Source organism: Alistipes sp. UBA1686 (assembly GCF_002320215.1).
GTDB lineage: Bacteria > Bacteroidota > Bacteroidia > Bacteroidales > Rikenellaceae > Alistipes > Alistipes onderdonkii.
Map to the genome: position 1 here is coordinate 22,520 of NZ_DCKA01000016.1, position 25,189 is coordinate 47,708.

General features: G+C 59.5%; 19 protein-coding genes and 1 tRNA gene. 7 read left to right on the forward strand and 13 right to left on the reverse strand.

What is annotated here, in order from left to right; translation table 11 throughout:
• Genes hisA through hisIE form a run of 3 tightly spaced genes read left to right on the forward strand, consistent with a single transcriptional unit; the run spans position 1 to position 2,092 of the window.
• Positions 1–732, forward strand: coding sequence for a 1-(5-phosphoribosyl)-5-[(5-phosphoribosylamino)methylideneamino]imidazole-4-carboxamide isomerase (gene hisA, locus B3C38_RS06720; protein WP_055204408.1), 732 nt, complete (start codon positions 1–3; stop codon positions 730–732).
• Complete coding sequence (gene hisF / locus B3C38_RS06725; protein WP_286726352.1) at positions 714–1,466, forward strand: imidazole glycerol phosphate synthase subunit HisF; 753 nt, start codon at positions 714–716, stop codon at positions 1,464–1,466. Before hisA ends, hisF begins: the two co-directional genes overlap by 19 nt.
• A 5-nt stretch (positions 1,467–1,471) precedes the next feature.
• Positions 1,472–2,092 (forward strand): bifunctional phosphoribosyl-AMP cyclohydrolase/phosphoribosyl-ATP diphosphatase HisIE, encoded by a 621-nt coding sequence (hisIE, locus tag B3C38_RS06730; protein WP_286726353.1) that lies wholly within the window; start codon positions 1,472–1,474, stop codon positions 2,090–2,092.
• 133 nt (positions 2,093–2,225) lie between these two features.
• Here hisIE and B3C38_RS06735 read toward each other — a convergent pair whose 3' ends face one another.
• Positions 2,226–3,680, reverse strand: a complete 1,455-nt coding sequence (locus B3C38_RS06735) for a phosphodiester glycosidase family protein (RefSeq protein WP_286726354.1) — start codon at positions 3,678–3,680, stop codon at positions 2,226–2,228.
• Between the two features lie 496 nt (positions 3,681–4,176).
• A tRNA-Met gene (locus B3C38_RS06740) sits at positions 4,177–4,250 on the reverse strand.
• A 132-nt stretch (positions 4,251–4,382) separates the two neighbouring features.
• Here B3C38_RS06740 and B3C38_RS06745 point away from each other — a divergent pair.
• On the forward strand, positions 4,383–5,063 hold the full coding sequence (locus B3C38_RS06745) for a potassium channel family protein (RefSeq protein ID WP_055212447.1): 681 nt from the start codon (positions 4,383–4,385) through the stop codon (positions 5,061–5,063).
• 121 nt (positions 5,064–5,184) lie between these two features.
• Here B3C38_RS06745 and mscL read toward each other — a convergent pair whose 3' ends face one another.
• The 3 genes from mscL to B3C38_RS06760 form a co-directional block, all read right to left on the reverse strand.
• Positions 5,185–5,670: a large conductance mechanosensitive channel protein MscL gene (gene mscL, locus B3C38_RS06750; protein WP_022331705.1), complete on the reverse strand. Its 486-nt coding sequence runs from the start codon at positions 5,668–5,670 to the stop codon at positions 5,185–5,187.
• Between the two features lie 119 nt (positions 5,671–5,789).
• Positions 5,790–7,643, reverse strand: a complete 1,854-nt coding sequence (locus B3C38_RS06755; protein WP_022331704.1) for a biotin/lipoyl-containing protein — start codon at positions 7,641–7,643, stop codon at positions 5,790–5,792.
• Positions 7,644–7,808: 165 nt separating this feature from the next.
• On the reverse strand, positions 7,809–8,861 hold the full coding sequence (locus B3C38_RS06760; RefSeq protein ID WP_022331703.1) for an AI-2E family transporter: 1,053 nt from the start codon (positions 8,859–8,861) through the stop codon (positions 7,809–7,811).
• Positions 8,862–9,349: 488 nt separating this feature from the next.
• On the opposite strand from B3C38_RS06760, the gene B3C38_RS06765 reads away from it, so the two are divergent.
• Together B3C38_RS06765 and B3C38_RS06770 are read left to right on the forward strand one after the other, a co-directional pair.
• Entirely contained in the window at positions 9,350–12,061 is a 2,712-nt protein-coding gene (locus tag B3C38_RS06765) for a TonB-dependent receptor (protein ID WP_055212442.1), read from the forward strand.
• Between the two features lie 14 nt (positions 12,062–12,075).
• The gene (locus tag B3C38_RS06770; RefSeq protein WP_286726359.1) at positions 12,076–14,757 is read left to right on the forward strand and encodes a hypothetical protein; all 2,682 of its coding nucleotides are present in this window, start codon (positions 12,076–12,078) and stop codon (positions 14,755–14,757) included.
• A 188-nt stretch (positions 14,758–14,945) separates the two neighbouring features.
• Here B3C38_RS06770 and B3C38_RS06775 read toward each other — a convergent pair whose 3' ends face one another.
• On the reverse strand, positions 14,946–15,548 hold the full coding sequence (locus B3C38_RS06775) for an HAD family hydrolase (protein WP_032134487.1): 603 nt from the start codon (positions 15,546–15,548) through the stop codon (positions 14,946–14,948).
• A gap of 69 nt (positions 15,549–15,617) precedes the next feature.
• On the opposite strand from B3C38_RS06775, the gene B3C38_RS06780 reads away from it, so the two are divergent.
• A complete protein-coding gene (locus B3C38_RS06780) occupies positions 15,618–16,661 on the forward strand; it encodes a DUF2776 family protein (RefSeq protein ID WP_286726362.1) in 1,044 nt (347 codons plus the stop codon).
• Between the two features lie 72 nt (positions 16,662–16,733).
• Here the strand turns inward: B3C38_RS06780 and B3C38_RS06785 are convergent, their stop codons facing one another.
• From B3C38_RS06785 to B3C38_RS06815, 7 genes are all read right to left on the reverse strand, one after another.
• A complete protein-coding gene (locus B3C38_RS06785) occupies positions 16,734–18,950 on the reverse strand; it encodes a sodium-translocating pyrophosphatase (protein ID WP_286726364.1) in 2,217 nt (738 codons plus the stop codon).
• Positions 18,951–19,186: 236 nt separating this feature from the next.
• Positions 19,187–20,449 (reverse strand): NADH:ubiquinone reductase (Na(+)-transporting) subunit F, encoded by a 1,263-nt coding sequence (gene nqrF, locus B3C38_RS06790; protein WP_032134484.1) that lies wholly within the window; start codon positions 20,447–20,449, stop codon positions 19,187–19,189.
• Between the two features lie 21 nt (positions 20,450–20,470).
• Positions 20,471–21,091: an NADH:ubiquinone reductase (Na(+)-transporting) subunit E gene (gene nqrE / locus B3C38_RS06795; protein WP_032134483.1), complete on the reverse strand. Its 621-nt coding sequence runs from the start codon at positions 21,089–21,091 to the stop codon at positions 20,471–20,473.
• An 11-nt stretch (positions 21,092–21,102) separates the two neighbouring features.
• Entirely contained in the window at positions 21,103–21,759 is a 657-nt protein-coding gene (locus B3C38_RS06800; protein ID WP_055212431.1) for an NADH:ubiquinone reductase (Na(+)-transporting) subunit D, read from the reverse strand.
• Positions 21,752–22,621 carry a Na(+)-translocating NADH:ubiquinone reductase subunit C gene (locus B3C38_RS06805; RefSeq protein WP_055212429.1) on the reverse strand — a complete coding sequence of 290 codons (870 nt, stop codon included), beginning with the start codon at positions 22,619–22,621 and terminating at the stop codon, positions 21,752–21,754. The genes B3C38_RS06800 and B3C38_RS06805 overlap by 8 nt, the downstream gene beginning before the upstream one ends.
• A 9-nt stretch (positions 22,622–22,630) precedes the next feature.
• The gene (locus B3C38_RS06810; RefSeq protein ID WP_286726367.1) at positions 22,631–23,815 is read right to left on the reverse strand and encodes an NADH:ubiquinone reductase (Na(+)-transporting) subunit B; all 1,185 of its coding nucleotides are present in this window, start codon (positions 23,813–23,815) and stop codon (positions 22,631–22,633) included.
• Between the two features lie 2 nt (positions 23,816–23,817).
• Complete coding sequence (locus B3C38_RS06815) at positions 23,818–25,173, reverse strand: Na(+)-translocating NADH-quinone reductase subunit A (protein WP_022331693.1); 1,356 nt, start codon at positions 25,171–25,173, stop codon at positions 23,818–23,820.
• Positions 25,174–25,189: the final 16 nt, after the last annotated feature.

The window sequence follows — 25,189 nt, forward strand, 5'->3', positions numbered from 1 at the left end:
ATGAAAATCGAAATCATACCCGCAACGGACATCATCGGCGGCGCCTGCGTGCGCCTGACGCAGGGCGACTACGGCCGCCGGACGACCTACTACCGCGACCCGCTGAAAGCGGCGCAACGCTTCGAAGAGGCGGGCATCCGCCGGCTACACATGGTCGACCTCGACGGCGCCAAGGCGTCGGAGCCCCGCAACCTCGCCGTGCTGGAACGCGTGGCGACGAAAACCACGCTCGAAGTACAGTACGGCGGCGGAATCAAAAGCCGCGGGGCACTGCGCAGCGTATTCGGCGCAGGCGCCAGCCGCGCCATCTGCGGCAGCATCGCCGTGCGCGAACCGGAATCGTTCGCCGAATGGCTCGCCGAATTCGGCGGCGGGAAGCTGATCCTGGGCGCCGACATCCGCGACGGCGCGGTGGCCGTACAGGGATGGACGGAGCGATCCGAGATGACGGCGCAGGAGCTTATCGCCCGATTCGCACCGCAGGGGCTCGCGCAGGTCATCTGCACCGACATCGCCCGCGACGGGATGCTGTGCGGCACCTCGGCGGAATTCTACGCTGGGTTGCAGGGGCAGTTCCCCGGGGTGGAAATCACCGTGAGCGGCGGCATCGCCTCGATGACCGACATCGAGGCGCTCGACGGCGCGGGGCTGCGCAGCGTAATCGTCGGCAAAGCTCTCTACGAAGGACGTATCACCCTCGAAGAACTGAAAAGATGCTTGCCAAACGCATAATCCCCTGCCTCGACATCCGCGAGGGACAGACCGTCAAGGGCATCAACTTCGTCGGGCTGCGCAACGTCGGCGACCCGGTGGAGCTGGGGGCGAAATACGCCGCCGAAGGGGCCGACGAACTGGTATACCTCGACATCAGCGCCACGGAAGAGGGGCGGCAGACCTTCACGGAGCTGGTCGCCCGAATCGCCGAACGCATCGACATCCCGTTCACCGTGGGCGGAGGCATCGCATCGGTCGCCGACGCCGGGCGGCTGCTCGACGCCGGGGCGGACAAGGTCACCGTCAACAGCGCCGCCGTACGCGACCCTGCGCTGATCGACGCCATCGCGTCGAAATACGGGTCGCAGTTCGTCGTCGCGGCCATCGACGCGCGGATGACCGACGGCGTATGGCGCGTCACGACCCACGGCGGCAAGCGCATGACCGACCGCGAACTTTTCGCATGGGCGCACGAAGTCTGTCAGCGGGGCGCGGGCGAGCTGCTCTTCACCTCGATGGATCACGACGGCACGCGCGACGGCTACCCGTGCGAGACCTTCGCACGGCTGGCCGAGCTGCCCATCCCCATCATCGCCTCGGGCGGCGCAGGGTCAGTGCGGCACATTGCCGACGTGCTGACGCTCGGCCGTGCCGACGCGGCGCTCGCGGCAAGCATCTTCCACTACAACGAAATCCCGATCCCCGTGCTCAAACGGGAATTGCACCGGCTGAATATCAACGTAAGACAATAGACACCATGGAAATCACAGCAAAACCCTTCGAGGCGCTCGACGCCTCGAAGCAGGCCGACGGACTGATCCCCGCCATCGTACAGGACGTGCGCACCCTGCGGGTGCTGATGCTCGGCTACATGAACCGGGAGGCTTACGAAAAGAGCCTTTCAGAAGGCCGCGTCACCTTTTACAGCCGCACGCGCCGCCGCCTCTGGACAAAAGGCGAAACAAGCGGCAACTACCTCGAAATCGTATCAGTCACCGCCGACTGCGACAACGACACGCTCCTCATACGTGCCATCCCCCACGGCCCGACCTGCCACACTGGGGCGGCGAGCTGCTTCGACGGGGCCGCGGCCGGGCCGGAAGGTTTCATCCGCTATCTGCAGGGCGTCATCCAAAGGCGACACGCCGAGATGCCCGAGGGCTCCTACACGAGCAAACTCTTCGAGCGCGGGGTGAACAAGATCGCACAGAAAGTGGGCGAAGAGGCCGTGGAAACGGTTATCGAAGCCGTGGCAGGCAACCGCGAAGCGATGGTCTACGAAGCCTCCGACCTGATATACCACCTGCTGGTGCTGCTCGAAGCCACCGGATGCTCGATCGCCAACCTCGAAGCGGAGCTGGCGCGTCGCCACAGCTGAAAAAACGGCACACCGCCCGGGAGCAGAATGAGCATGAGCCCCACGGCGCAGCGCATGGAAAAGGCCGGCATGTCGGAAGACATGCCGGCCCGTTTATTCACCATGCCGCCGTCCAACGGACGGCAGCACGCCGTTACTTGAAGACCAATGCGCACTGCATGCCCTTCTCGGCGCTGCCCGAAGCGGCCTTGGAGTTGAGTACGGTTTCATGTTTGTTGACACGCATGTTGGGCGAGCTGGAGCCTTCGAACGACATGGCGGAGACGCAGCCCAGCTCCTTCATGACCTTGGCCAGGTCGAGCATCGAAACGCCGACGCTGCCCTCGACCTGCTGGCCGCAGAATGCGAAAACCTTACCCTGAGCCGTGATACCTACCGCAGCACGGGCATACGCAGGATTACCGGCATACCAGCCGCTGTTACTACCGTCGTTGCAGATCGTTTGCGCCTCGGTCAGGATATTACCGTCCCACAAAACCATCGGGATTCCGGAAACAGCCGTCTTGGCATCCCACACGGTACCGTCGCCCTGAACCCGAGCCGTGAAACTGCTGCCGTTCCTGAACGGGAACGCATAGAGTTTACCGTCGAATTTCTGCGACCAGGCCATCTTGTAGGCACCGTTGTTATCCTGCCCGATCGTAGCGAACGAATTGATGGCATGAGGATCCTGAACGAACTGTCCGTCACGGATGATAGTCTGAACTGCGGTGCCGGCAGAAGATACACCCACCAGGTATACGTTCCAGCTGCCGTCCAAACCTTCGAGCTCCTGAATCGTCTTAAGATCGGAGCCGTTGCCGACAACGCCCATCGTCGACTGCGGGCCCATGATGGCGATGTAGGCGATATTATTGTCGACGCCGTTCAGCTTCGTGGTCTTATAGACCTTGATATATTTGGGCAGCGTGCCGAAACTTCCCGTCTCGTCCGTCCATCCCTGGCTCAGCAGGGGATCGGTATAGCCGGTCTGCTTGACGACATAGGTGTAGTCCGTCCCGCCGTAGGTGACCACCAGCGTCCCGTCGGCGAATTCGAGGTCGAACGTCTTGTTCTCGGGGGACTTCAGGGAAGCGCCCGGAACCAGCTCGATGTCGAAGACCATGGCATTGACATTCATGCCCGTCTTATAAGCGATCGTGATGGTGTTGCCGGCGATGACAGCCTCTTCGTCCCCGACCTTCGCCGAAAGGATCGGGTTGGGAATATCCTTGGGCTTGGCCGACATCAGGTAGGTTTCTTCGTGGAGGTAGCCCACGTTCACAACAACGCTGTAAGGGGACGTGAGGTTAACCTCGGCGGTCGCCGTGCCGGGCGTTTTGAGGATAGCACCCCAGGTCATATCGAACGTAACCGTCACCTTGGATAGGTCGGTCATGTTCTGGAACTCCCCGAACGTGATGGTCTTGTCCGCATCCGAAATGACGGCGGTGATCGTCGCATCGCCGTCGGCAGCCGTCACAGAAACGAAAGGTTGGGAGACTTCCGAGGGCCATTTTTCATCGTCGTCCGAACACGAGGCAATAAGAAATGCACCCATGCAGCACAACAACGCAGCCAACAGGGGGGGGGTAAAAAGTTTTTTCATAATCAGGTATTTTAGATTGAATAATTATGGGTTAGTTCACCTTCGGGTATTTTAAGAAATTTATTCGGGGATAATCTCGATACAAGTAATTAATTTTACAATAGGAATGTCATACCACAAGTATCACACTTATATAATATAACAGTCCATTTTAAAAATATAAATACGACATTATTTCCACACGAATGTAGTAATAATATTTATTATTACAATGTTTTTTGAGTAAAAAAAGTTAATAAAAGAACCACCCAAAGTAATATTTTTTGGATAATAAAATATAACTAACTGATTTCATGCGACATAAGAAATTTTTAAAATACTCCCTCCGGGACAAAGCAAGATGCCCTCCCGGATTCGCCGGCCGCGGCAAAATAAAACAGGGCGGACGGACACAGCCGAACGGGGCGGGACAAAGGGTTGTGCGAAGATCGGTAGACGAGGAGAGGCGGGGAACAAAAAAGGGACACCTGGCGTACAAGTGTCCCTTTGTATTTCGTAGCGGGTCCGAGACTTGAACTCGGGACCTCATGATTATGAATCATGCGCTCTAACCAGCTGAGCTAACCCGCCATTGCATCAAAGCGAGTGCAAAGGTAATAGAATTTTTTATTCATGCAAAATCTTTCGGCAAAAAATCACCGGAAAATTCAGACTCCGGGGCTTTGGCACCGATTTTGCCCGCCTGTGGGCAAACAGAATGACATGCCGCTGACAGACACATCACGCAACGAAATCGCCAATTCCCTGAGCATACTCAAAGTAATTGCCGGCGTAGTCCTGCTCGCCGCGGTCTCGTGGGAAATCATCGGCGGAGACCACACCCGTTTTTCGCAGAGCTACCTGACCGTGCAGCTGGTGGTCTGCATCCTTTTCCTGTGCGATTTTTTCGTACGCTGGGCGGCGGCCGAACGTAAAGGGCGCTTCTTCGGGCGGAACATTCTGTTCTTCCTGATCTCGATCCCTTACCTGAACATCCTGGCCTGGAGCGGTGCAGACCTCCCCCGCTACTGGGCCATGCTGATCGGGGTGATGCCGCTGATGCGGGCGTTCCTGGCACTCTACGTAGTCGTGCAATGGCTCGTGGACAACAAGATCCGCCGGCTATTCACGGCCTACATCTTCACGGTCGTGGTTTTCACCTATATCTCGGCACTGGTCTTCTACGACTACGAAATATTCGTCAATGACAAACTCCACGGTTTCGGAAACGCCCTGTGGTGGGCCTGGATGAACGTCACGACCGTCGGAGCCGAGATATTCGCCGTCACGGCCATCGGCAAGGTCATCACCATCCTGCTGCCTACGCTGGGAATGATGATGTTCCCGATCTTCACCACTTATATATTACAGGAGTATACGCACAAAAAGGAGTCCGACCAATAAGACCGCCGGGCCGGGCAGCGGGTTCCCCTCCCTTGCCACAATCCCATGGGCACGGCCGGCACGCGCAAATACAAGCGGGCTGCCTGCCAAATGCAGACAGCCCGCTGTACGTATCGGGTAATTATTTCTTCTGCTCCCTGAGCAGGTCGCGGATCTCCGTCAGCAGCAACTCCTCCTTCGTGGGTGCGGGTTCGGGAGCGGGTGCCGGAGCTGCCTCCTCCTTTTTCCGCATCAGGCGGTTCATCAGTTTGACCATCAGGAAGACGCAGAACGCCAGGATCGTGAAGTCGATGCACTGCTGGATGAAGGCGCCGTAATTCCAGTAAACGGGCTCGGCAGCCGCCTTTGCAGCGGCTTCGCCGCCGCCCGTCACGACGTCGCCGACGGCATGCACGGCACTCGAAGTCATGTCCCGGAACTTCGAAATATCGAGCCGCAGCTGCGAAAAATCGGTATTGCCGATCAGCGCCCCGATCGGCGGCATCAGGATGTCGTTCACCAACGACGAGACGATTTTGCCGAATGCACCGCCGATGATTACACCGACGGCCATGTCCATCACATTCCCCTTGAGGGCGAACTCCTTGAATTCTTTTAGAAATGCCATAAGTCTGAGGTTTAATTATTTGATGGTACAAATATACTGTTTTTCAGGAAAACCGCACGAAAAAGGGCAACCGACATACAGCCGGCTGCCCATTCTTCGGACGAATGTGCCGGAGGGGATCATCCGATCTCGGCCAGTACGGCGTCGGTCGCCACGTTCTCGCCGGGCTGCACCAGCACCTGCTTCACCGTGCCGGCGTAATCGGTCGTCACGGAATTCTCCATTTTCATGGCCTCCAGGACTGCGATCTCGTCGCCGGCCTTGACCGTATCGCCCACTTTGACCTTGAGTTCGATGATGCGGCCGGGCAGCGGCGCCGTCACGGCATTGCCCGTGATGACGATCTTCTTCACCTCCTCGACTTTCTTCTCCTCGGCCTTGGGCTCGGCGGGTTTGGCCGCGGCGTAAGCCTTGACCTTCATGTCCGTGAGGAATGTCTTGGCGACCATCGGGAACAGCTCGAGCAGCAGCACTTCTTTCCCGTTGGCGGCGAGCTTCACACCTCCGGCCTCGGGCAGCTCGGGGTTGGGCTGCATCTGGTATTTCGACGTATCGTAGGGCGTCTCCTCACGCACGCCGCAGATCTTGAAGCGGAATTCGGGGTCGATCTTCACGGGCGTGTGTCCGTACTCGCCCTTGACCAGGCCGACGAACTGCGAGCTCTTGTTGGTGTACATCGGACGCCCGGCCTTCTCGTCGAGGGCGCAGTTGACGGCCTGCGCACCGACGATCTGCGAGGTCGGGGTCACCAGCGGCGGCAGGCCTGCGGCCAGGCGCACCGAGGGGATCAGCTCCATGGCGCGCGGCAGGATGTCCTCGGCCTTGAGCTGCTTGAGCTGGGCGACCATGTTCGAGTACATGCCGCCGGGGATCTCGGCCTTTTGCACCAGTTCGTTGGGAGCCGGAAACCCGAAATAGGCCTCGATCTTGCGGCAGGCGTCGATCGTAGCGTCCTCATCGTCGGCCTTGGCGGCCGCGATAGCCTTGTCGAACAGGGCGTCGATCTCGGCGGGCAGCTTGTCGGTCAGCGGGTTGAACGCCTTGGGCTCGGGTTTGTCCGCGCCGAATACCGACTGGTTGAGCTCCTTGCGGATCTCGCGCAGCTGGGTGTTGATCTTGGCCACGGCCTCCATGTTCACACCGGTATCAACGCCGAGCTTCTTGCAGAAGACGTGTACCAGCTCGATGGCCGGGGCACCCGTGCCTTCGGCGAAATACCAGCAGTTGGTATCGACGATGTCGACGCCGGCCACGATGGCCGCGAGCACCGAAGCCAGGCCGTAGCCGGGGGTACAGTGGGTATGGAAATCGACCGGAATCGAGATGTTCTTCTTGAACAGCTTGACCAGCGTGGCGACACGGCGCGGCGGGATCAGGCCCGACATGTCCTTGATGGTGATCATGTCGGCGCCCAGTGCGGCCATCTGTTTGGCCTTGTCGAGGAAATAGGCATCCGTGAAGACGGGCTGCGGCTGTTTCTTGCCCATCAGGCGCTGCATGAAGGAGGGTTCGGGATATTTCGGGTCGACCGTATAACATACGGCGCAGTCGGCGATGCCGCCGTACTGCTTGACGTATTTGATCGTCGATTTCACGTTGTCCACGTCGTTCAGGGCATCGAAGATACGCATGATGCCCAGCCCGCTTTCGATCGCGTTGCGGCAGAAGCCGTCGATCACGTCGTCGGGGTAAGGCGCGTAGCCGAACAGGTTACGGCCGCGCGAAAGCGCCGTGAGCTTCGACACCTTGCCCACAGCCTTGTAGATCGTCTCCAGGCGCGTCCACGGGTTCTCGTTGAGATAACGCATCACCGAGTCGGGTACGGCACCGCCCCAGACCTCCATCGCATAGAAATTTGCATCCTTGTAGAAGGGCAGGCAACGGTCTACCTGTGCCTGCGACATGCGCGTCGCGAACGAGGACTGCTGTCCGTCGCGCAACGTAAGGTCTCTGATTTTGAGATTTCTCGCCATTGTGATATTTTTGATTAAGGGTTCTTGTTGCCGCTTTTACTGTTATTCCAATAACAAAGATAATAAACAATTTGAAATTCCAACCATTTTACAGGGATTTTTCACAAAAAACACCGGAAACGGTTACTTTTCGTAAAAGCGCCCCGCCCGGAAGCGCCCGGCGGGCTACGCCTGAATATCCTGCTCGGGGACGAACAACTGCTTGTACGACGTCCCGTCGAGGTACTTCTTCTTGAAGATATTGACGCAGAAGACGAACATCTCCAGCATCAGCGGCCCGAAAATCACCCCCATGAACCCGAAGAGCGACAGCCCGATGAAAACGCCGAAGATCGTCACCAGCGGATGCGTATCGGCCATCTTCTTCTGCATGATGAACCGCACGACGTTGTCCACGTGCGTCACGACCAGCCCGCCGTAGAGGAGCAGCCCGATGGCCGGCCCCCAGTCGCCCGTCAGCGCCATGTAACCCGCAAGCGGCAGCCATATGAGCGCCGTCCCGAAGATGGGGATGATCGTTGCGAAACAGGTCAGCACGCCCCAGAACAGCGGGCTCGGGGCGTTGAAGACCAGGTAGCCCACGAACGCCACGACGCCCTGCACGACGGCCAGCAGGGGGATGCCGATGGCATTCGAACGGACGATCATGTGCACCTCGCGCATGACGCTGCTGCCCACGTCCCGGTTGAAAGGCAGTATCTCGCGGCAGTAGCCTTCCATGCGCAGGCCGCCGATGAGCATGAAATAGAGCACGAACAGCAGCACGATGATGTTGATGCCGAAATCCATGATGCTGCCCAGCACCCACTGCCCCAGCCGGGGGATCACGCCCACGAGCGACGTGATGTTCTTCTCCTGCCAGAGGTTGTATCCCGTCTTGTCGTGGATCAGCGCAGCGATGTGCTTGAGCGGCTCGACGACCGACTCGGGCGCGAGGGCGATGTCCTGCACCTGGTTGACGACCATCCAGACGATCAGGCTGATTGGCACCAGGAAACACAGCACCGCCTCGCCCAGCAGCAGCGACGCGGCCAGGCTGCGCCGCCATTTGCGGCAGGCCGTGAGGTAATGCATCTGCCGCCGGAGCAGCACGTAGATCGTCATGGCACCCAGCACCCCGCCCAAAAACGGGGTCAGCTCGATGAAGATCGTGACCCCCAGTCCGAGGATCAACACGAAAAGCGAATAACGCCAGTATAGTTCCTTGAAAGCCTGCATGCGAGTCAGCTGCACAAGGAACGTGCCGCACGTGCAAGGCAGTGCCCGTCAACAGGTTGAAAAATATTTGAACAAAATTTGCGGTGTTCTGTTGCGGCTGTGAAATATTTGGTTTAAATTTGTATAAGCAAATTATGGACGGCTTTATGGAAATAACGGTTTCCACCGGCACCCTGCATCACCGATACGGTGCGGGAGAAGGTATGCAAACCGGATATCGGCTATCGCCGGGCACGGCCGGCGATACGCAACGACGAGGGGTATCTCACACGCGGAGTATCCCTCGCAACTTTATACAAACCCCAGTATTTTATGTATCACAAAGCCTTCCCGAAAGGTTGCCGGGGGTTAAAATCCTGTGAAATTCCAACCATCCCGCCGGCGGAAGCGGAGAAATCCCCGATATTAGTGCCGCGGATCGCGACACCCAGAAATGAAGAAACCGAAATATCCATTACACTCTTTTATTTACTAATCCATTAAAAAGTATGAGAAAACATTTACAACATTTCCTCATGACGGCCGCCCTGATTCTGTTCGGAGTGTCCGCCGCTGTCGCGCAATCGGCAGTTACGGGTAAAATCGTAGATGAGACCGGCGCACCGCTGATCGGCGCCTCTGTGACCGTACCCGGCACATCGCAGGGTGTCAGCACCGACGTCGACGGCAACTTCACGCTGAAGACCGATGCCAAGGAGATCGAGATCAGCTACGTGGGCTACGTCCCGACCAAAAAACCCGTCACGGGCCCGAACGCACGCCTGGGCATCATCCAGATGGAGCCCGACGCCGTGGCATTGCAGGATGTCATCGTCATGCAGTCGGTGGCCGTGCAGCGCAAGACCCCGGTTGCCGTATCGACGGTCAACGCCGAGGAAATCAGCTACAAACTCGGCGGACAGGAGTTCCCCGAAATCCTGAAATCGACGCCGGGCGTCTACGTGACCAAGGACGGCGGCGGCTTCGGCGACTCGAAGATCAACATGCGCGGTTTCCAGGCGGCCAACGTGGCCGTGATGGTCAACGGCGTCCCCGTGAACGACATGGAGTGGGGCGGCGTATACTGGTCGAACTGGGCCGGACTCTCGGACGTGACGCGCAGCATGCAGACCCAGCGCGGCCTGGGCGCCTCGAAAATCTCGTCGCCCTCGGTCGGCGGTTCGGTCAACATCGTGACCAACGGCATCGAGGCCAAGCAGGGCGGCACGTTCTCGTTCGGCGTAGGTAACGACGGCCTTTACAGCCTTTCGTTCAGCCTCTCGACGGGCCTCACGAAAAGCGGCTGGGCACTGTCGGTACTCGGCGCGAAGCGCTGGGGCGACGGTTACATCCAGGGAACCAACTTCGAAGGCTACAACTGGTTCGTCAACATCTCGAAGCGCATCAATGACCGCCACCAGTTGTCGCTGACCGCCTTCGGCGCCCCGCAGAAGCACGCGCAGCGCCATGCCCTCGACGACGGACTGAAGATCGAGGAGTGGCAGAAGGCCAAGAACTTCATGGGCGAAAAGGACATGTACCGCTACAATGCCGAGTACGGTTTCGACAAGAACGGCAGGCAGCGCTACTCGCACTTCAACGAATACCACAAGCCCCAGATCTCGCTGAACCACCAGTGGCAGATCGACTACAAGTCGTCGCTCTCGACGGCGCTCTACATGTCGATCGGACGCGGCAGCGGCTACTCGGGCCAGGGCCGCACCTCGGCCGACCGCAACATGTGGAAGGGTACCAACTACGGCGTGCTGAACACCACCTTCCGCAACCCCGACGGCACGTTCGCCTACGACAAGATCCAGGAGATGAACGCCGCCAGTCCCGACGGTTCGCGCATGATCATGTCGAAGAGCAACAACAACCACATGTGGTACGGGCTGCTCTCGACCTATACCAACCAAATCTCCAAGTCGCTCGAACTGTCGGCCGGTATCGACGTGCGCTACTACATCGGCGAGCACAACAACGAGATCATCGACCTCTACGACGGTAAGTACTACATCGACGACGACAGCCGCAAGAACGTCAAGCCCGAGCAGAACGCCGCCGCAGCCGATCCCAACTGGAAATACCAGAAATTACAGGTCGGCGACAAGGTTTACCGCGACTACGACGGCCACGTACACCAGGAAGGCGTATTCGCCCAGCTGGAGTGGACGAAGAAAAACCTCAACGCCTTCGTATCGGGTTCGGTTTCCAACACCGGCTACTGGCGCTACGACCGCTTCTACTACGACGCCGCACACGCCGAGTCCGAGCATGTGAACTTCATCGGTTACACGGTCAAGGGAGGCGCCAACTACAACATCAACGAGAAACACAACGTATTCGCCAACCTGGGCTACATCAGCCGCGCCCCGTTCTTCTCGGGCGGCGCATTCCTGCAGAGCACCACAAGCAACGTCAAGAACCCCGACCCGCTGAACGAAAAGGTATTCTCTGCCGAGATCGGCTACGGATTCCGCTCGGGCATCCTTTCGGTCAACCTGAACGGTTACTACACGCTCTGGATGGACAAGTCGGTCGTACGTTCCAGCTCGATGGCCAACGGCGACTACGCCCGCGTGAACCTCTCGGGTGTCGACGCACGCCACATGGGCCTCGAACTGGATTTCGTCCTGCGCCCCAACCGCTGGCTGGACGTGACCGGTATGCTTTCGCTGGGCGACTGGCAGTGGGACAGCGACTCGAAGGGCTACATTTACGACACGCAGGGGCAGCCCCTGACCAAGGCTTTGGACGGCACGGTCGCCTCGGGCATCATGGCTGAAGACCACGCATGGCTCAACCTCAAACAGAAAGGCATCAAGGTCGGCGGTTCGGCTCAGACCACCGGAGCCCTCGGCGTCACGGTTCGCCCGATGAAGGGACTGCGCGTCAGCGCCGACTGGAACGCCTACGGCAACAACTACGCCGACTTCTACATCGGTTCGAACACCAGCCTTAACGGCAACTCGACCGTCGACGTGAAAGACCCGTGGAAGATTCCGTGGGGACACCAGCTCGACCTCTCGGCCAGCTACGCCTTCAAGATCGGCAACGTACGCGCCACGATCTACGGCAACGTGAACAACGTCTACGACTACAACTACATCATGGACGCGCAGTGCGCCGCAGCCGACGAAGGTATCTGGCAGAACGTATATGCCGTCATGTACTCGTTCGGTCGCACCTATACAGTAAGACTGAAAATTAACTTCTAATTACAGCGAACCATATGAACAAGCATATTGTAAAATACCTTCTGGCCCTTGCGACGATAGCATTCGTGGGGGGGGGTTGTAATGTCGACGATTACAACGAGGAGTATCTGGACGGGTTCAACCCCGACAAGGAGATCACCGACGTCCAGGTGCTGAAATACACGATGACCGACGCCGACTACGCCAGCGTCGCGTCGAACGCCGCCAACAAGGCGATCGCCGAAGCCGCAGGGCCCGATGCAGTGGCAGCCCTGGCCGCCGTAGGCACTGCAAAATGTTTCTCCGAAGCCGCTTCCGCCACGACGTACCTGCCCGCCTTCCTGGCTGCAGGTTACGACAGCTACCTCTCGAACGGCTCGACTGTCACCGTTACCTATAAGAACCAGCGCGGCGAGATATCCGAGGCCATCACCGGCATCGCTTCCGCCTCGACCTACGAGCTCAAGGCCGCCGACTACGAGGTAGCCTGGGGCGAGGATATCACGGCCGACTACTTTACACCCGGTAAGCCGGCAGCCAACTACCTGCCGCGCATCCTCAAGGAGGCCGTCAAGAACGCCGAGGCCGGCGACTACGTCATCGCCGAATACGCCTATTCCGAGCAGGAGCCTTCGACCGGAGGCGGCGAAATCCCCGAGACCATCAACAAGATCAGCGAAATCATTGCCCCCGGCGACTATACCGTGCAGGGCACCGTTTCGGCTGCCTATGCCCGCGGCTTTATCGTCGACGACACCACGGGGGCTATTCTGGTATATCTGAACGCCCCGTCGAACTACTCGCTAGGCGATGTAGTGAAGGTCAAGGGTGCCGTTACGGAATACAACAGCGGCATGCAATTCGGCAACACGGCCGAGATCACGCTCGTGGAGAAAACCAAGAATTTCGCCTTCCCCACGGCACAGGCCATGTCGGGCAGCGAGCTCGACGCCTACCTGACCGCAACGTCGATCAAATTCGTCAGCCTGACGGGTACGCTCTCGATCAGCGGCAACTATTACAACCTCAAGGTGGACGGTGCCGCGACGGCCACCGGCAGCCTCTCCTTCCCCAACAAGGGGCAGATCGACGAGAGCCTGGACGGTAAGAAGGTCACCGCGACCGGTTACCTCTTCTCCGTCAGCAAGAGCGGCGACGCACCCAAATTCGCCAACATGATGGTCGCCACGATCACCGAGGAGGGTTCGCAGCCCGCATTCACGCCCGTGGGCGTCGTCGCATCGGCCGATCCCGGCACGTTCAGCGTGAAGGGACAGATCGCAGCGACCTACAAGCGCGGCTTCCTCATCAACGACGGCACAGGGTCGATCCTCATCTATACCAATGCCGACCCGACCGGAACCTATGCCATCGGCGATCTGGTCAGCGTGGAAGGTACCACTTCGGCTTATGCCGGGCTGAACCAGTACCCCGCGGCATCGACCGTCACCAAACTCAATACCGAGGCCAATAAGTTCACCTACCCCGCGATCCGCGAAATGGACGGTACCGACATGGACGGTTACCTGACGCTGACCACGGCGCAGTACGTGCGTTACACGGGTACGCTGAAAATTGACGGCAACTACTACAACGTCATCAACGACGAAGCGCTGACGGCACAAGGCAGCCTCTCGTATGTCCTGGACGGCGCCGTAGACCCAGCACTCGACGGACAGGAAGTCGTCGTGGAAGGCTATGCGATCGGCGTATCGGGCAGCAAGTTCCTCAATACGATGGTCACTTCTGTCAAGCCGGCAGCCAATGCTTCGGCAGCTTCCTTCGGCATGACCCGCGCCGCGGTGACCAAGAACCGCTATGCGATTTACACCTTCGACGGCACGTCGTGGGCAGCCGCAGAAAACACCACGATGGTCAACCCCGAGGACTACACGCAGATGGGCGCCACCAATCCCAACTTCAGTTCGTCGTTCTCGCAGGACACCTACCTGCCCCTCTACCTGAAGTACAAATATCCCTACGCCCTGGCCGAGGAGAAGATGAACGTGGCATACCACTTCTACGACTCGACGGACAAGGTAACCCTGCTCTTCGCCGACGAGTACACTTACGACGGTGCGGACTGGATCAAGACCGAGGACCCCGAGACGCTCGACGGCCCGTTCAAGAAGGTCAGCGGCAAATGGAACTTCGACCCCAGCATGACGCTCGTCGTGGCCCCCGACCGCAGCGCTTACAGCAAGAGCTTCTACCAGGCTTGCGTGGACTGGGTACTCCAGAACAAGGACGCCGCCTATACGACGGACAACCGCAGCGGCAGCCGCCTCACGGATGCGGAGTATTACAGCGGTTGCGCAGCAAGCTACACCAACCTGAACTGGCGTATCAACACGCTCCCGAAATACTATTGGAGCGAAGCCGGCGACGACGTATCGGCCTACGACAACTGGGGGTCGGACGACAAGGAAGCAGCACGCGCATCGTACCAGGCGTTCTACGACGAAGTCGAAAAGCGTTTCGGCGAGGTAATGTCGGCCGCCCTGGGTACGCTCTACCCCGATGTCAAGATGATCTCCGGCATCGACGTGATCTACACCGTACAGATGATGCTCTACACGCAGCACATCGGCTCGGGCACGGGCAAGGTGACGCACGCATTCGAGTTCAAGCTCGTCGACACCGGCAAGTTCGAATACGTACGCATGTACGCACTCTCGCCGGAGTATGAACTGATGAAGGATGCCAACTTCGAATAACGGAATCCGATCCAAAGCAAAGGGCCGCTCTAACGAGTGGCCCTTTTTATTTTTCAATCATCGGACGGATCGGATCAAGGGACAGGGAAAACCGCTGCAAAAGGGGAAGCCGACGATTCGTGCGGGCGGAGCGAACGGCCTGCGGGTACGGCTATACGGACGGAGTACCCGGATATGGTCTCGGGCTGCTACCCTACTATTTCGGGCAACAGCCTGCGGCGCAGCAGGTCGCAGGTTGCGGCCGGCGCCGAATGGTCGAACAACTGCCCGCGGATACCCAGCGCCGCTGCGGCGGCGATATTGGCCGGGCGGTCATCGATAAAGAGCGTCTGCGCAGGATCGAGTCCGTAGCGGCCGAGCAGTCGCCGGTAGATTTCCGGCTCGGGTTTCACCACGCCCTCCTCGCAGGAGACCACCTCGCCGTCGAAAAGCCCGTAGACGGGGAACCGGCGCAGGAAGTCGATGAACTCGCGCGACATGTTCGAAAGCACGAACAACTTGTAGCCGGCGGCCTTCAGGTCGCGGACAAGCTGTTCGGTAGGCTTCACGGGTTCCTGCATGTCGATCGACAGGCGCAGGTACTCCTCGCATTTCGCACGCGGGCAGGCGTTGACCCCGGAAAGGATGCCGGTCACCTCGTCGAGCGTCAGCACGCCCCGGTCGTAATCCTCCCAGAAAGCCGGCATGGGCTCCGAACGGATAAAACTGAAAAAGTCGTGGAATTCTTGCGTACACTTGCTTCTGTCGCGGGCAAAAAGCACTCCGCCCAGGTCGAAAACGATATTTTCCATGGGGCAAAGATAGCCATTTTTTCGTTTGGTTCATGATTTGCAGGCTGGCGCATAACAAAAACTCCGATTATGAACTATGGCATAAGCATCCTCTTCCGCGCCATTCCCCTTGCGATGGCAGCCTTCTGTTTCGCTTACGGCGCCTACGTTTTCGCCGCCGGCGACGACCCCTCGCGGCTCACGGCAGGCCCCGTGCTCTTTTTCCTGGGCTCGATCTGCATCGCGCTTTACTGTACCGCCGCCACCATCATCCGCCAGATCATCGGCACCTATACCGCCGCCGCGAAATACCTTTTCCCGGCCATCGGCTATGCGGTCGCCGCCATGACGGTCATCTGCGGGCTTTTCATCATCCAGTCGCACATGACCGGGGCGTTCGTCACGGGGCATGTCGTCTGCGGGCTGGGGCTCATCACGGCGTGCGTCTCGACGGCGGCCACCTCCTCGACGCGTTTCAGCCTGATCCCCAAGAACTCGGGCGACAGCACCTTCTCGGTCAACCCCGCAGGCTTCACCCGCGGGCAGAGTTCGCTGCTGATCTTCATCGTGTCGGCCATAGCCGCCGGGGCATGGGTGTGGTGCATCCTGCTCTTCGCGCTGGGAAGGCTTCCGGTGCACATCGTGGCGGGAAGCGTCATGTTCGGCATCGCCTGCGTCTGTACGTCGCTCATCGCGCTGGTGGCCAGCATCGCACGCCAGGCACGGGGCAGCTATACGATGGAAGAACGCCGCCGGTGGATGGGGCTGGTGCTCGCAATGGGCGGCCTGGCCTTCGTGCTGGGGCTGCTCCTCCTCTTCACGCTCCGGGGCGAGGCGATCAGCTTCGTGGGCTTCGTGCTCATAGGGCTGGCACTGATCTGCTGGAGCATATCGAGCAAGGTCATCCTGCTGGCAAAGATCTGGCACGCCGATTTCCCGCTGGCCAACCGCATCCCGATCATCCCGGTGCTTACGGCGCTGGCCTGCCTCTTCCTCGCGGCATTCCTCTACGAGGCGGCGCTCTCCGAACCCAAATATTTCGTCCCCGCACGCGTCCTGACGGGTTTCGGAGCCATCTGCTTCACGCTCTACTCCATCGTCTCGATCCTCGAAAGCGGCGCGAGCAAGAAATAGCCCCGCTGCAAGGCCATAAAAAAAGCCACCTTCCCCGGGTGGCTTTTCTTATTGCCTTTATCGTCACATGGGTCAGAACAGGTGGCAAGCCACCGTCAGCCCGGCCATGACGATGGAAACCATCGACATCAGCTTGATAAGGATGTTAAGCGACGGGCCCGAAGTGTCCTTGAACGGGTCGCCGACGGTGTCGCCCACCACGGTGGCCTTGTGGCACTCGGAGCCTTTGCCGCCGAAATGCCCCTCCTCGACCATCTTCTTGGCATTGTCCCACGCGCCGCCCGCATTGGCCATGAACACGGCCAGCACGAAACCCGAACTGAGGCCGCCGACCAGCAGGCCCATCACGCCGGCCACGCCGAACACGAGACCGACGGCTAGCGGCACGACGATGGCCAGCAGGCTGGGGAACATCATCTCGCGCTGTGCACCGCGGGTCGAAATCTCCACGCAGCGGGCATAGTCCGGCGTGCCTTCGCCCGTGAGGATGCCCTTGATCTCGCGGAACTGGCGGCGCACCTCGTTCACCATGCTCTCGGCGGCACGTCCCACGGCGTTCATCGTCAGGCCGCAGAACAGGAACGACATCATGGCGCCGATGAAGATGCCGATCAGCACCGTCGGGTTCATCAGCGTGACCTGGTAATACTCCATGAAATCGAGGATCGAAGCCTTCTCGACCAGCTGCGAGGTGCCGTTGGGCAGGTCAAGCATCGTGATGCCGTTGTGCAGCAACCCGATACGGATCTCCTCGATGTAGGATGCCAGCAGTGCCAGTGCGGTCAGCGCCGCGGATCCGATGGCGAAGCCCTTGCCCGTGGCAGCGGTCGTATTGCCCAGCGCGTCCAGCGCATCGGTGCGCTTGCGCACCTCGGGGCCGAGGCCGCTCATTTCGGCATTGCCGCCCGCATTGTCAGCGATCGGGCCGTAGGCGTCCGTGGCGAGCGTGATGCCCAGCGTCGAGAGCATACCGACGGCGGCGATGCCGATGCCGTAGAGCCCCAGCGACATATTCATCGGAGCCATCATATTCTCCATGTCGAAGCCGATGGCGCACAGATAGGCGAGGATAATCGCGGCACCGATCGTCAGGACGGGGATGGCCGTCGAGATCATGCCCGACCCGACCCCGGCGATGATGACCGTGGCCGGCCCGGTCTGGGCGCTTCCGGCGATCTTCTGCGTCGGTTTATAGGAGTGCGAAGTGTAATATTCGGTAGCCTGCCCGATGATGATACCGGCGACGAGCCCCGTGATGACCGAGCACGACAGCCCGAGCCAGTTCTGGATACCCAGCAGGTAGAGGATGCCGAACGTCGCGCCGGCAATCAGCAGCGAACTGAAATTGACACCCACGCCCAGCGAGCGGAGCAGCTCGCGCATCGAGGCGCCCTCACGGGTTCGCACGAGGAAGATGCCGATGATCGAGAGCACGATCCCCACGGCCGCGATCAGCATCGGCGCCAGCACGGCCTTGAGCTGCATCGCCATGCCGTCGGCCGTGGCGAACGCCGCCGCGCCCAGCGCTGCCGTGGCGAGCACCGAACCGCAATAGCTCTCATAGAGGTCGGCGCCCATGCCGGCCACGTCGCCCACGTTGTCGCCCACGTTGTCGGCGATGGTCGCGGGGTTGCGCGGGTCGTCCTCCGGGATCCCCGCCTCGACCTTACCCACCAGGTCGGCACCCACGTCGGCCGCCTTGGTATAGATACCGCCGCCGACGCGTGCGAAGAGCGCCTGCGTCGAGGCGCCCATGCCGAAGGTCAGCATCGTCGTGGTGATGACCACGAGTTTCTGCGGCCCCGACACCTCCACGAAGCGTTCGAGGATAACATACCAGAACGAGATGTCCAGCAGCCCGAGCCCCACGACCACGAGCCCCATCACGGCGCCGCTGCGGAAGGCGACCTTCAGGCCGCGGTCGAGCGATTGGCGTGCGGCGTTGGCCGTGCGTGCCGAAGCATAGGTCGCGGTCTTCATGCCGAAATAGCCTGCAAGCCCCGAGAAGAAACCGCCCGTCAGGAAGGCGAAGGGCACCCAGGGGTTCTGCACCCCGGCGCCGTAGGCCAGGTAGGCGAAGAACAGCGCCAGAATGATGAATACGATCAGTACGACCTTGTACTGCTGGCGCAGGTAGGCCATGGCGCCCTTGCGCACGTGCTCGGCGATCTCGCGCATGCGCGGGGTACCTTCGTCCTCGCACTTCATGCTGCGGTAAAATGCCCAGGCTACGGCCAGGGCAATGACAGCAGCGGCAGGGACGATCCAGAAAATCAAAGGAATGTTCATTTCGATAGAATTAAGGTTTTTAGAGTTTGTCGAATCGGTTATTAATACAAATATAATAATTTATCCCGATACTGTACTTTCCCGGACGGGCCGATATACAGCACAAAAAATCCCGGCAGCTCCGCCCCCCGCCCTGCGGCAACGAAAAACGGAAAGGAGCGAAGCCTTCGAAACGATTCGAATCTTCGCCCCTTCCCGTTTATGCGCCTGCGGCGTTCAGCGGAATCACCGCACCGCTACGAGCCGAAGTTGTCGTAGAGGATATTCTCCGACGGCACTCCGAGGTCGTCCAGCATCTTGACCACCGACGCGATCATCATCGGGGGGCCGCACATGAGGTAGATGCAGTCCTCGGGCGCCTGGTGGTTCTTGAGGTAATTCTCATAGAGCACGTTATGCACGAAGCCCGGGGTGTATTTCACGCCCGCGGCATCCGCCTCGGGATCGGGACGGTCGAGCGCCAGGTTGAACTTGAAATTGGGGAACTCCTTTTCGATGGCATGGAACTCGTCCACATAGGGAGCCTCCTTCAGCGCACGGGCACCGTACCAGAACGACACGGGACGCTTGGTCTTTTCGGTCTTGAACAGATGCATCAGGTGGCTGCGCATCGGAGCCATACCGGCACCGCCGCCGATGAAGATCAGCTCCTGCGTGTCGGGCAGGTTGTCCGGCAGGAAGAACTCGCCGTAGGGGCCCGAGATCGTCACCTTGTCGCCCGGCTTGCGGGAGAAGATGTACGACGAGCAGATACCCGGGTTCACCTTCATGAACCCGCCCGTAGCCTTGTCGAACGGCGGCGTGGCGATACGGATGTTGAGCATGATGATATTGCCCTCGGCCGGGTGGTTGGCCATCGAGTAGGCACGGAACGTAGCTTCGGGGTTGGTCGTGACCAGATCCCACATCTTGAACTTGTCCCAGTCGGCACGGTACGCCTCGTCGATGTCCATGTCCGAGAACTTGATGGCGTCGTATTTCGGGATGTCGATCTGGATGTAGCCGCCGCTGCGGAATTTGAGGTTCTCGCCTTCGGGCAGCTTGACGACGAACTCCTTGAGGAAGGTCGAGATATTGCGGTTCGAGACCACGGTGCACTCCCACTTCTTGACGCCGAGCACGGCTTCGGGAACCTGTATCTTGAGGTTCTCCTTCACCTTGACCTGGCATCCCAGGCGCCAGTGCTCCTTGGCCATCTTGCGCGTGATGAAACCGGTCTCGGTGGGCAGGATGTCGCCGCCGCCCTCGATCACCTGGCATTTGCACATGCCGCACGAACCGCCGCCGCCGCAGGCCGAAGGCAGGAAGACCTTGTTGTTGGCCAGCGTTGCGAGCAGCGTCGAGCCGCTTTCGGTCGTAATGACCTTCTCGCCGCCGTTGATGTCGATCGTAACTTCACCCGACGAGGTCAGTTTGGCCTTTGCAAAGAGAAGCAGCCCCACGAGGACAAGGGTCACCACCAGAAAGGCTATGATTGCAACTATAATAGTCAATTCCATTTTTCCGAATCTCTTTTAAGGTTAGAACTGAATACCCGAGAAGATCATGAAGGCGATACCCATCAGGCCGGTAATGATAAACGCGATACCGGGGCCCCTGAGCGCCGCGGGGATCTGCGAGTAGGTCGTCTTCTCGCGGATGGCGGCCATCATGACGATGGCGAGCCACCAGCCCAGGCCGGAGCCAAGGCCGTAGACGATCGACTGCCACAGCGACGTCAGCTCCAGCGCATCGACCTTCTGCTGCATGAAAAGCGAGCCGCCCATGATAGCGCAGTTCACGGCGATCAGCGGCAGGAAGATACCCAGCTGGCTGTAAAGCGTCGGCGAGAACTTCTCGACGGCCATCTCCACCAGCTGCACGAAAGCGGCGATGGTGGCGATAAAGACGATAAACGTCAGGAAGTCCAGGTTCACATCGGGCAGCCCGGCCCACGAAAGGGCGCCGGCCTTGAGCACGAATTCATACAGGAGGTAGTTCAGCGGCACGGTCATCACCATCACGAACGTAACGGCGGCGCCGAGGCCGAGGGCCGTTTTTACGCTCTTCGAAACGGCGATGTAGGAACACATGCCGAAGAAGAACGCGAAAACCATGTTGTCGATGAAGATCGACCGGATAAAGATATTCAATGATTCCATACGCTACCCTCCTATTTTTCCTGTAAATCCTTATTGCGCGAACGGTGTACCCAGATGATGCAGCCCACGATGATCAGCGCCATCGGCGGGAAGAGCATCAGCCCGTTGTTGTAGTACCAGCCGCCCTCGGCCGCATACCAGCTCTCGGGAACGATACGGAAACCCATCAGGGTGCCCGAGCCGAAAAGCTCGCGGAAGAAAGCCACGATCACCAGGATCAGGCCGTACCCCAGGCCGTTGCCGATACCGTCGAGCAGCGACGCCCACGGTTTGTTGGCCAGTGCAAAAGCCTCGATACGTCCCATGACGATACAGTTGGTGATGATAAGGCCGACATAGACCGACAACTGCTTCGACACCTCGTAGACATAGGCTTTGAGCACCTGGTCGACCAGGATTACCAGCGCGGCGATGACCACCAGCTGCACGATGATGCGGATGCGCGAAGGCACGCCGTTGCGCAGCAGCGACATCACCAGATTCGAGAAACCCGTGACGACGGTCACCGAAAGCGCCATGACGATAGCGGGCTTGAGCTGCACGGTGACGGCCAGCGCCGAACAGATACCCAGGATCTGCACGATGACCGGGTTGTTCGCGGAGAACGGCCCCGTCAGGAACTTCATATTCTTAGCCGAAAACAAAGGCTCTTTTTCTTGCTTACTCATTGTTTCCTACATTTTCTTCGTTAGACTCATCCCGCACGGGAGCAAACACGACATCCTCGATTGCGGCCTTGCGCTTGGCTTCGAGCAGCGGCAGGTAGTGGTGCAGGCTGTTGTAAAGCATCGCCGTCACGCCGTCCGAAGTCTTCGTACCGCCCGAAATGGCATCCACTTCATGCTCGGGATCCTGTGCGCCGCCCTTACGCAGCTTCACGGAAACGAACTCGTCGCCCTTGAAGATTTTCTTGCCGACGAACAGCGCCTGGTATTTCGGCGTGGCGATCTCGGCACCCAGGCCCGGGGTCTCGCCCTTGTGGGCCATGATGATACCGGCCATCGTGTCCATATCCTTTTCGAGCGCCACATAGCCCCAGACCGGGCCCCAGAGACCGGTACCCGTAACCGGGATCACCACACGACCGTCCTTGGCCTCGAACACGGGGAATTTGCCGTCGTCGAAAGCGCCCTGCAAGTCCTTGAGCAGTTCGAATACGTCCTGTCCCTCGACCTTCTCGCCCCGGGCGTCGACGACGTAGGCGTCGATGAAGGTATCGTAATCCTGATCCTGCGCCGAGAGCGACGAGAGGATCGAGGATTTCTTTTCGTTCAGCTCGTTGGCATACTGGCGCTTCTGGAGCGAGAGTGCCGCCACGGCGAGCAGCGTCGCCACGATCACGACCATCACGGTCGAATACATTATAATATATGCGTTGCCGTTCTTGTCGCTCAGCATCCCCTTCTTCTTCGCGTCCTCGATCTCGACGAACGCCGAAGCGGGAGCCGCGCAAACGGGGCACGTTTCGGGAGCGGCCTTCCCTTCGTGGATATAGCCGCAGACTGTGCATTTGAATTTTTTCGTTGCCATATATCTCCCCTATTTCGCCAGTTTAACACGTTTCTTTCTGCGCGAGATGTTCGCCTCGACCACGTAGTAGTCCACCAGCGGAGCCAGCGCATTCATAAAGAGGATCGACAGCATCATGCCCTCGGGATAGGCCGGGTTGACCACGCGGATCAGCACTGCCAGCGCACCGGTCAGCAGCCCCACGATATACTTGCCCGTATTGGTCTGGGCCGAGGTCACGGGGTCGGTGGCCATGAAGACGGCACCGAATGCGAAACCGCCGATGATCAGGTGGTACCATGCCGGATAGGTCGTCGTGCCGATCGCCTGGAAGAAATAGCCCATCGCCAGCCCGCCGACGAATACCGAAACCATCGTGCGCCACGAAGCGACGCCCGTGAACAGGAGGATCGCGGCGCCCAGGAGGATTGCCAGCGTCGAGGTCTCGCCGATACACCCCGGAATGAAACCGAGGAAGGCATCCATGGCCGAATAGCCCATCTGGCCCGTGGTGCTCAGGTTTTCGAGTGCCGTAGCGCCCGAGAAGCCGTCCACCACCTGCGGCACATAGCCCGGGATATTGGCTGCGACGTTCTTCATATCTTCCGTCATGCCTGCAATCCACACCGTAGCGCCCGACATCGAGGGCGTATAGGCGAAGAACGCGAAGGCGCGGGCCAGCAGCGCGGGGTTGAAGACGTTCATACCCGTACCGCCGAACACCTCCTTGCCGAAGATGACCGAGAAGGCCGTGGCCAGCGCCACCATCCACAGCGGGATGTCCACCGGCATGATCATCGGGATCAGCAGGCCCGTCACAAGGAAACCTTCATTGACCTCGTGGCCGCGGGCCTGTGCGAAGGCGAACTCGATGCCCAGGCCGACGACGTACGAAACGACGATGATGGGCAGCACCTTGAGGAACCCGAACCAGAGCGAAGCCCAGAATTCGGGCTGTACGCCCTGCGAGAGGAAATGCAGGTAACCCGTGTTATAGAACCCGAACAGGAGCGCCGGCATCAGGGCGACGACCACCATGATCATCGTACGCTTCATGTCGTTGCAGTCGCGTATGTGCGCGCCTTTCTGCGTCGTGGTGTTCGGTACGAACAGGAATGTCTCGAACGCATCGAACGTCGACTCCAGGAAGCCCAGCTTGCCACCCTTGGTGAACGTGGGCTTGATCTTATCTACCAAATTGCGTAATGCGCTCATCGTTATGCCTCCTTAATCATTAAGTTAATACCGTCGCGGATGATCTGCTGTATCTCGATCTTCGAGGGGTCTACGAATTCGCACAGGGCGAAATCCTCCTCCACGACCTCGTAGATGCCGAGGTTCTCCATCTTGTCGATGTCGCCGGCAAGGCAGGCCTTCAGCAGGTACATCGGGTAAATGTCCATCGGCAGGTACTGCTCGTAGAGCCCCGTCACGACGAACGGGCGCTCGCCGCCGTTCATGTTGGTGTCGAGGTCGTAGGCCTTCTTCGGGCAGAGCCACGAGAAATAGGAGCGCGATACGGAGAACTTGTTGAAACGGGGCATCGCCCAGCCCAGCAGCTCGTACTTGTCGCCCTCGGGGATCACCGTAAGCTGATTGGCATAGAAACCGAGGAAGCCGTCGGCCGGAGTCTTCGTGCCGGTGAGCACGTTGCCCGAGATGATGCGTACATGGTCGCCCTCCTTTTGGGGTTTCACGTTGCCCCGGAGGATCGAATCGACCCTGGCGCCCGCGACGACGCGGCAGTACTGCGGTTTTTCGATCTCAGAGCCGGCTACGGCGATGATCTTCGTCATGTCGACGCGGCCTTCGTTGAACAGGCGGCCGATGATGGCCAGATCCTGGATATTGACCGTCCACACGACGTCGCCCTTGTTCACGGGGTCGATGTGGTGGATCTGGATGCCGACGTTGCCCGCGGGATGCTTGCCCGCGAAGGTGTGCAGCTCGGCACCCTTGAGCATGGGCATCTGCCCCTCGGCCTTGGCACGCACCGAAAGGTGCACTTTGCCCGGCGTGAGGCGGCGCATCACCTCGATGCCGGCCTGGAGGTTCTTCTGCTCGTTGCGGAGCACGAAGTTGTAATCCGGGGCCAGCGGCGCGGAGTCGAAGGCGGAAATGAAAACGGCCTTCGGCGTGTCGTTCGGGTCGGCGATGATGCCATAGGGCCGCTGCACGATCATCGGCCAAAGGCCCGAACGGAGCAGCAGTTCGACAATCTCCTCGCGGGACGCTTTCTGGAGGTCGGGCTTGGCGAACTCCTCGTAGCTCTGCGTGGCATCCGGCGTTACGGTTACGGAGAGCACCTTGCGCTTCTCCCCGCGGTTGACGGCAGCAACCGTCCCGCTGACAGGCGACGTGAAGAGGACACGCTCGCTGTACTTGTTGAAGAACAGCGGCGTACCGGCTTTCACCTCATCGCCTACCTTAACCAGCAACTTGGGAGTCACGCCTTCGAAATCGAGCGGCGAGAGGGCATACTCCGAAGCCTGCGGCGCGTCGGCCAGAGACTCCTGGGCCTTTCCCCGGAGATTGATGTCGAGACCCTTGCGTAGTGTAATGATTTTCGACATGGTTAAAGATTTTGAT

Excerpts from the sequence above, each read along its gene's own strand:
- hisA (WP_055204408.1), top strand. The coding sequence starts at position 1 with ATGAAAATCGAAATCATACCCGCAACGGACATCATCGGCGGCGCCTGC.
- hisF (WP_286726352.1), top strand. The coding sequence starts at position 714 with ATGCTTGCCAAACGCATAATCCCCTGCCTCGACATCCGCGAGGGACAG.
- hisIE (WP_286726353.1), top strand. The coding sequence starts at position 1,472 with ATGGAAATCACAGCAAAACCCTTCGAGGCGCTCGACGCCTCGAAGCAG.
- B3C38_RS06735 (WP_286726354.1), bottom strand. The coding sequence starts at position 3,680 with ATGAAAAAACTTTTTACCCCCCCCCTGTTGGCTGCGTTGTTGTGCTGC.
- B3C38_RS06745 (WP_055212447.1), top strand. The coding sequence starts at position 4,383 with ATGCCGCTGACAGACACATCACGCAACGAAATCGCCAATTCCCTGAGC.
- mscL (WP_022331705.1), bottom strand. The coding sequence starts at position 5,670 with ATGGCATTTCTAAAAGAATTCAAGGAGTTCGCCCTCAAGGGGAATGTG.
- B3C38_RS06755 (WP_022331704.1), bottom strand. The coding sequence starts at position 7,643 with ATGGCGAGAAATCTCAAAATCAGAGACCTTACGTTGCGCGACGGACAG.
- B3C38_RS06760 (WP_022331703.1), bottom strand. The coding sequence starts at position 8,861 with ATGCAGGCTTTCAAGGAACTATACTGGCGTTATTCGCTTTTCGTGTTG.
- B3C38_RS06765 (WP_055212442.1), top strand. The coding sequence starts at position 9,350 with ATGAGAAAACATTTACAACATTTCCTCATGACGGCCGCCCTGATTCTG.
- B3C38_RS06770 (WP_286726359.1), top strand. The coding sequence starts at position 12,076 with ATGAACAAGCATATTGTAAAATACCTTCTGGCCCTTGCGACGATAGCA.
- B3C38_RS06775 (WP_032134487.1), bottom strand. The coding sequence starts at position 15,548 with ATGGAAAATATCGTTTTCGACCTGGGCGGAGTGCTTTTTGCCCGCGAC.
- B3C38_RS06780 (WP_286726362.1), top strand. The coding sequence starts at position 15,618 with ATGAACTATGGCATAAGCATCCTCTTCCGCGCCATTCCCCTTGCGATG.
- B3C38_RS06785 (WP_286726364.1), bottom strand. The coding sequence starts at position 18,950 with ATGAACATTCCTTTGATTTTCTGGATCGTCCCTGCCGCTGCTGTCATT.
- nqrF (WP_032134484.1), bottom strand. The coding sequence starts at position 20,449 with ATGGAATTGACTATTATAGTTGCAATCATAGCCTTTCTGGTGGTGACC.
- nqrE (WP_032134483.1), bottom strand. The coding sequence starts at position 21,091 with ATGGAATCATTGAATATCTTTATCCGGTCGATCTTCATCGACAACATG.
- B3C38_RS06800 (WP_055212431.1), bottom strand. The coding sequence starts at position 21,759 with ATGAGTAAGCAAGAAAAAGAGCCTTTGTTTTCGGCTAAGAATATGAAG.
- B3C38_RS06805 (WP_055212429.1), bottom strand. The coding sequence starts at position 22,621 with ATGGCAACGAAAAAATTCAAATGCACAGTCTGCGGCTATATCCACGAA.
- B3C38_RS06810 (WP_286726367.1), bottom strand. The coding sequence starts at position 23,815 with ATGAGCGCATTACGCAATTTGGTAGATAAGATCAAGCCCACGTTCACC.
- B3C38_RS06815 (WP_022331693.1), bottom strand. The coding sequence starts at position 25,173 with ATGTCGAAAATCATTACACTACGCAAGGGTCTCGACATCAATCTCCGG.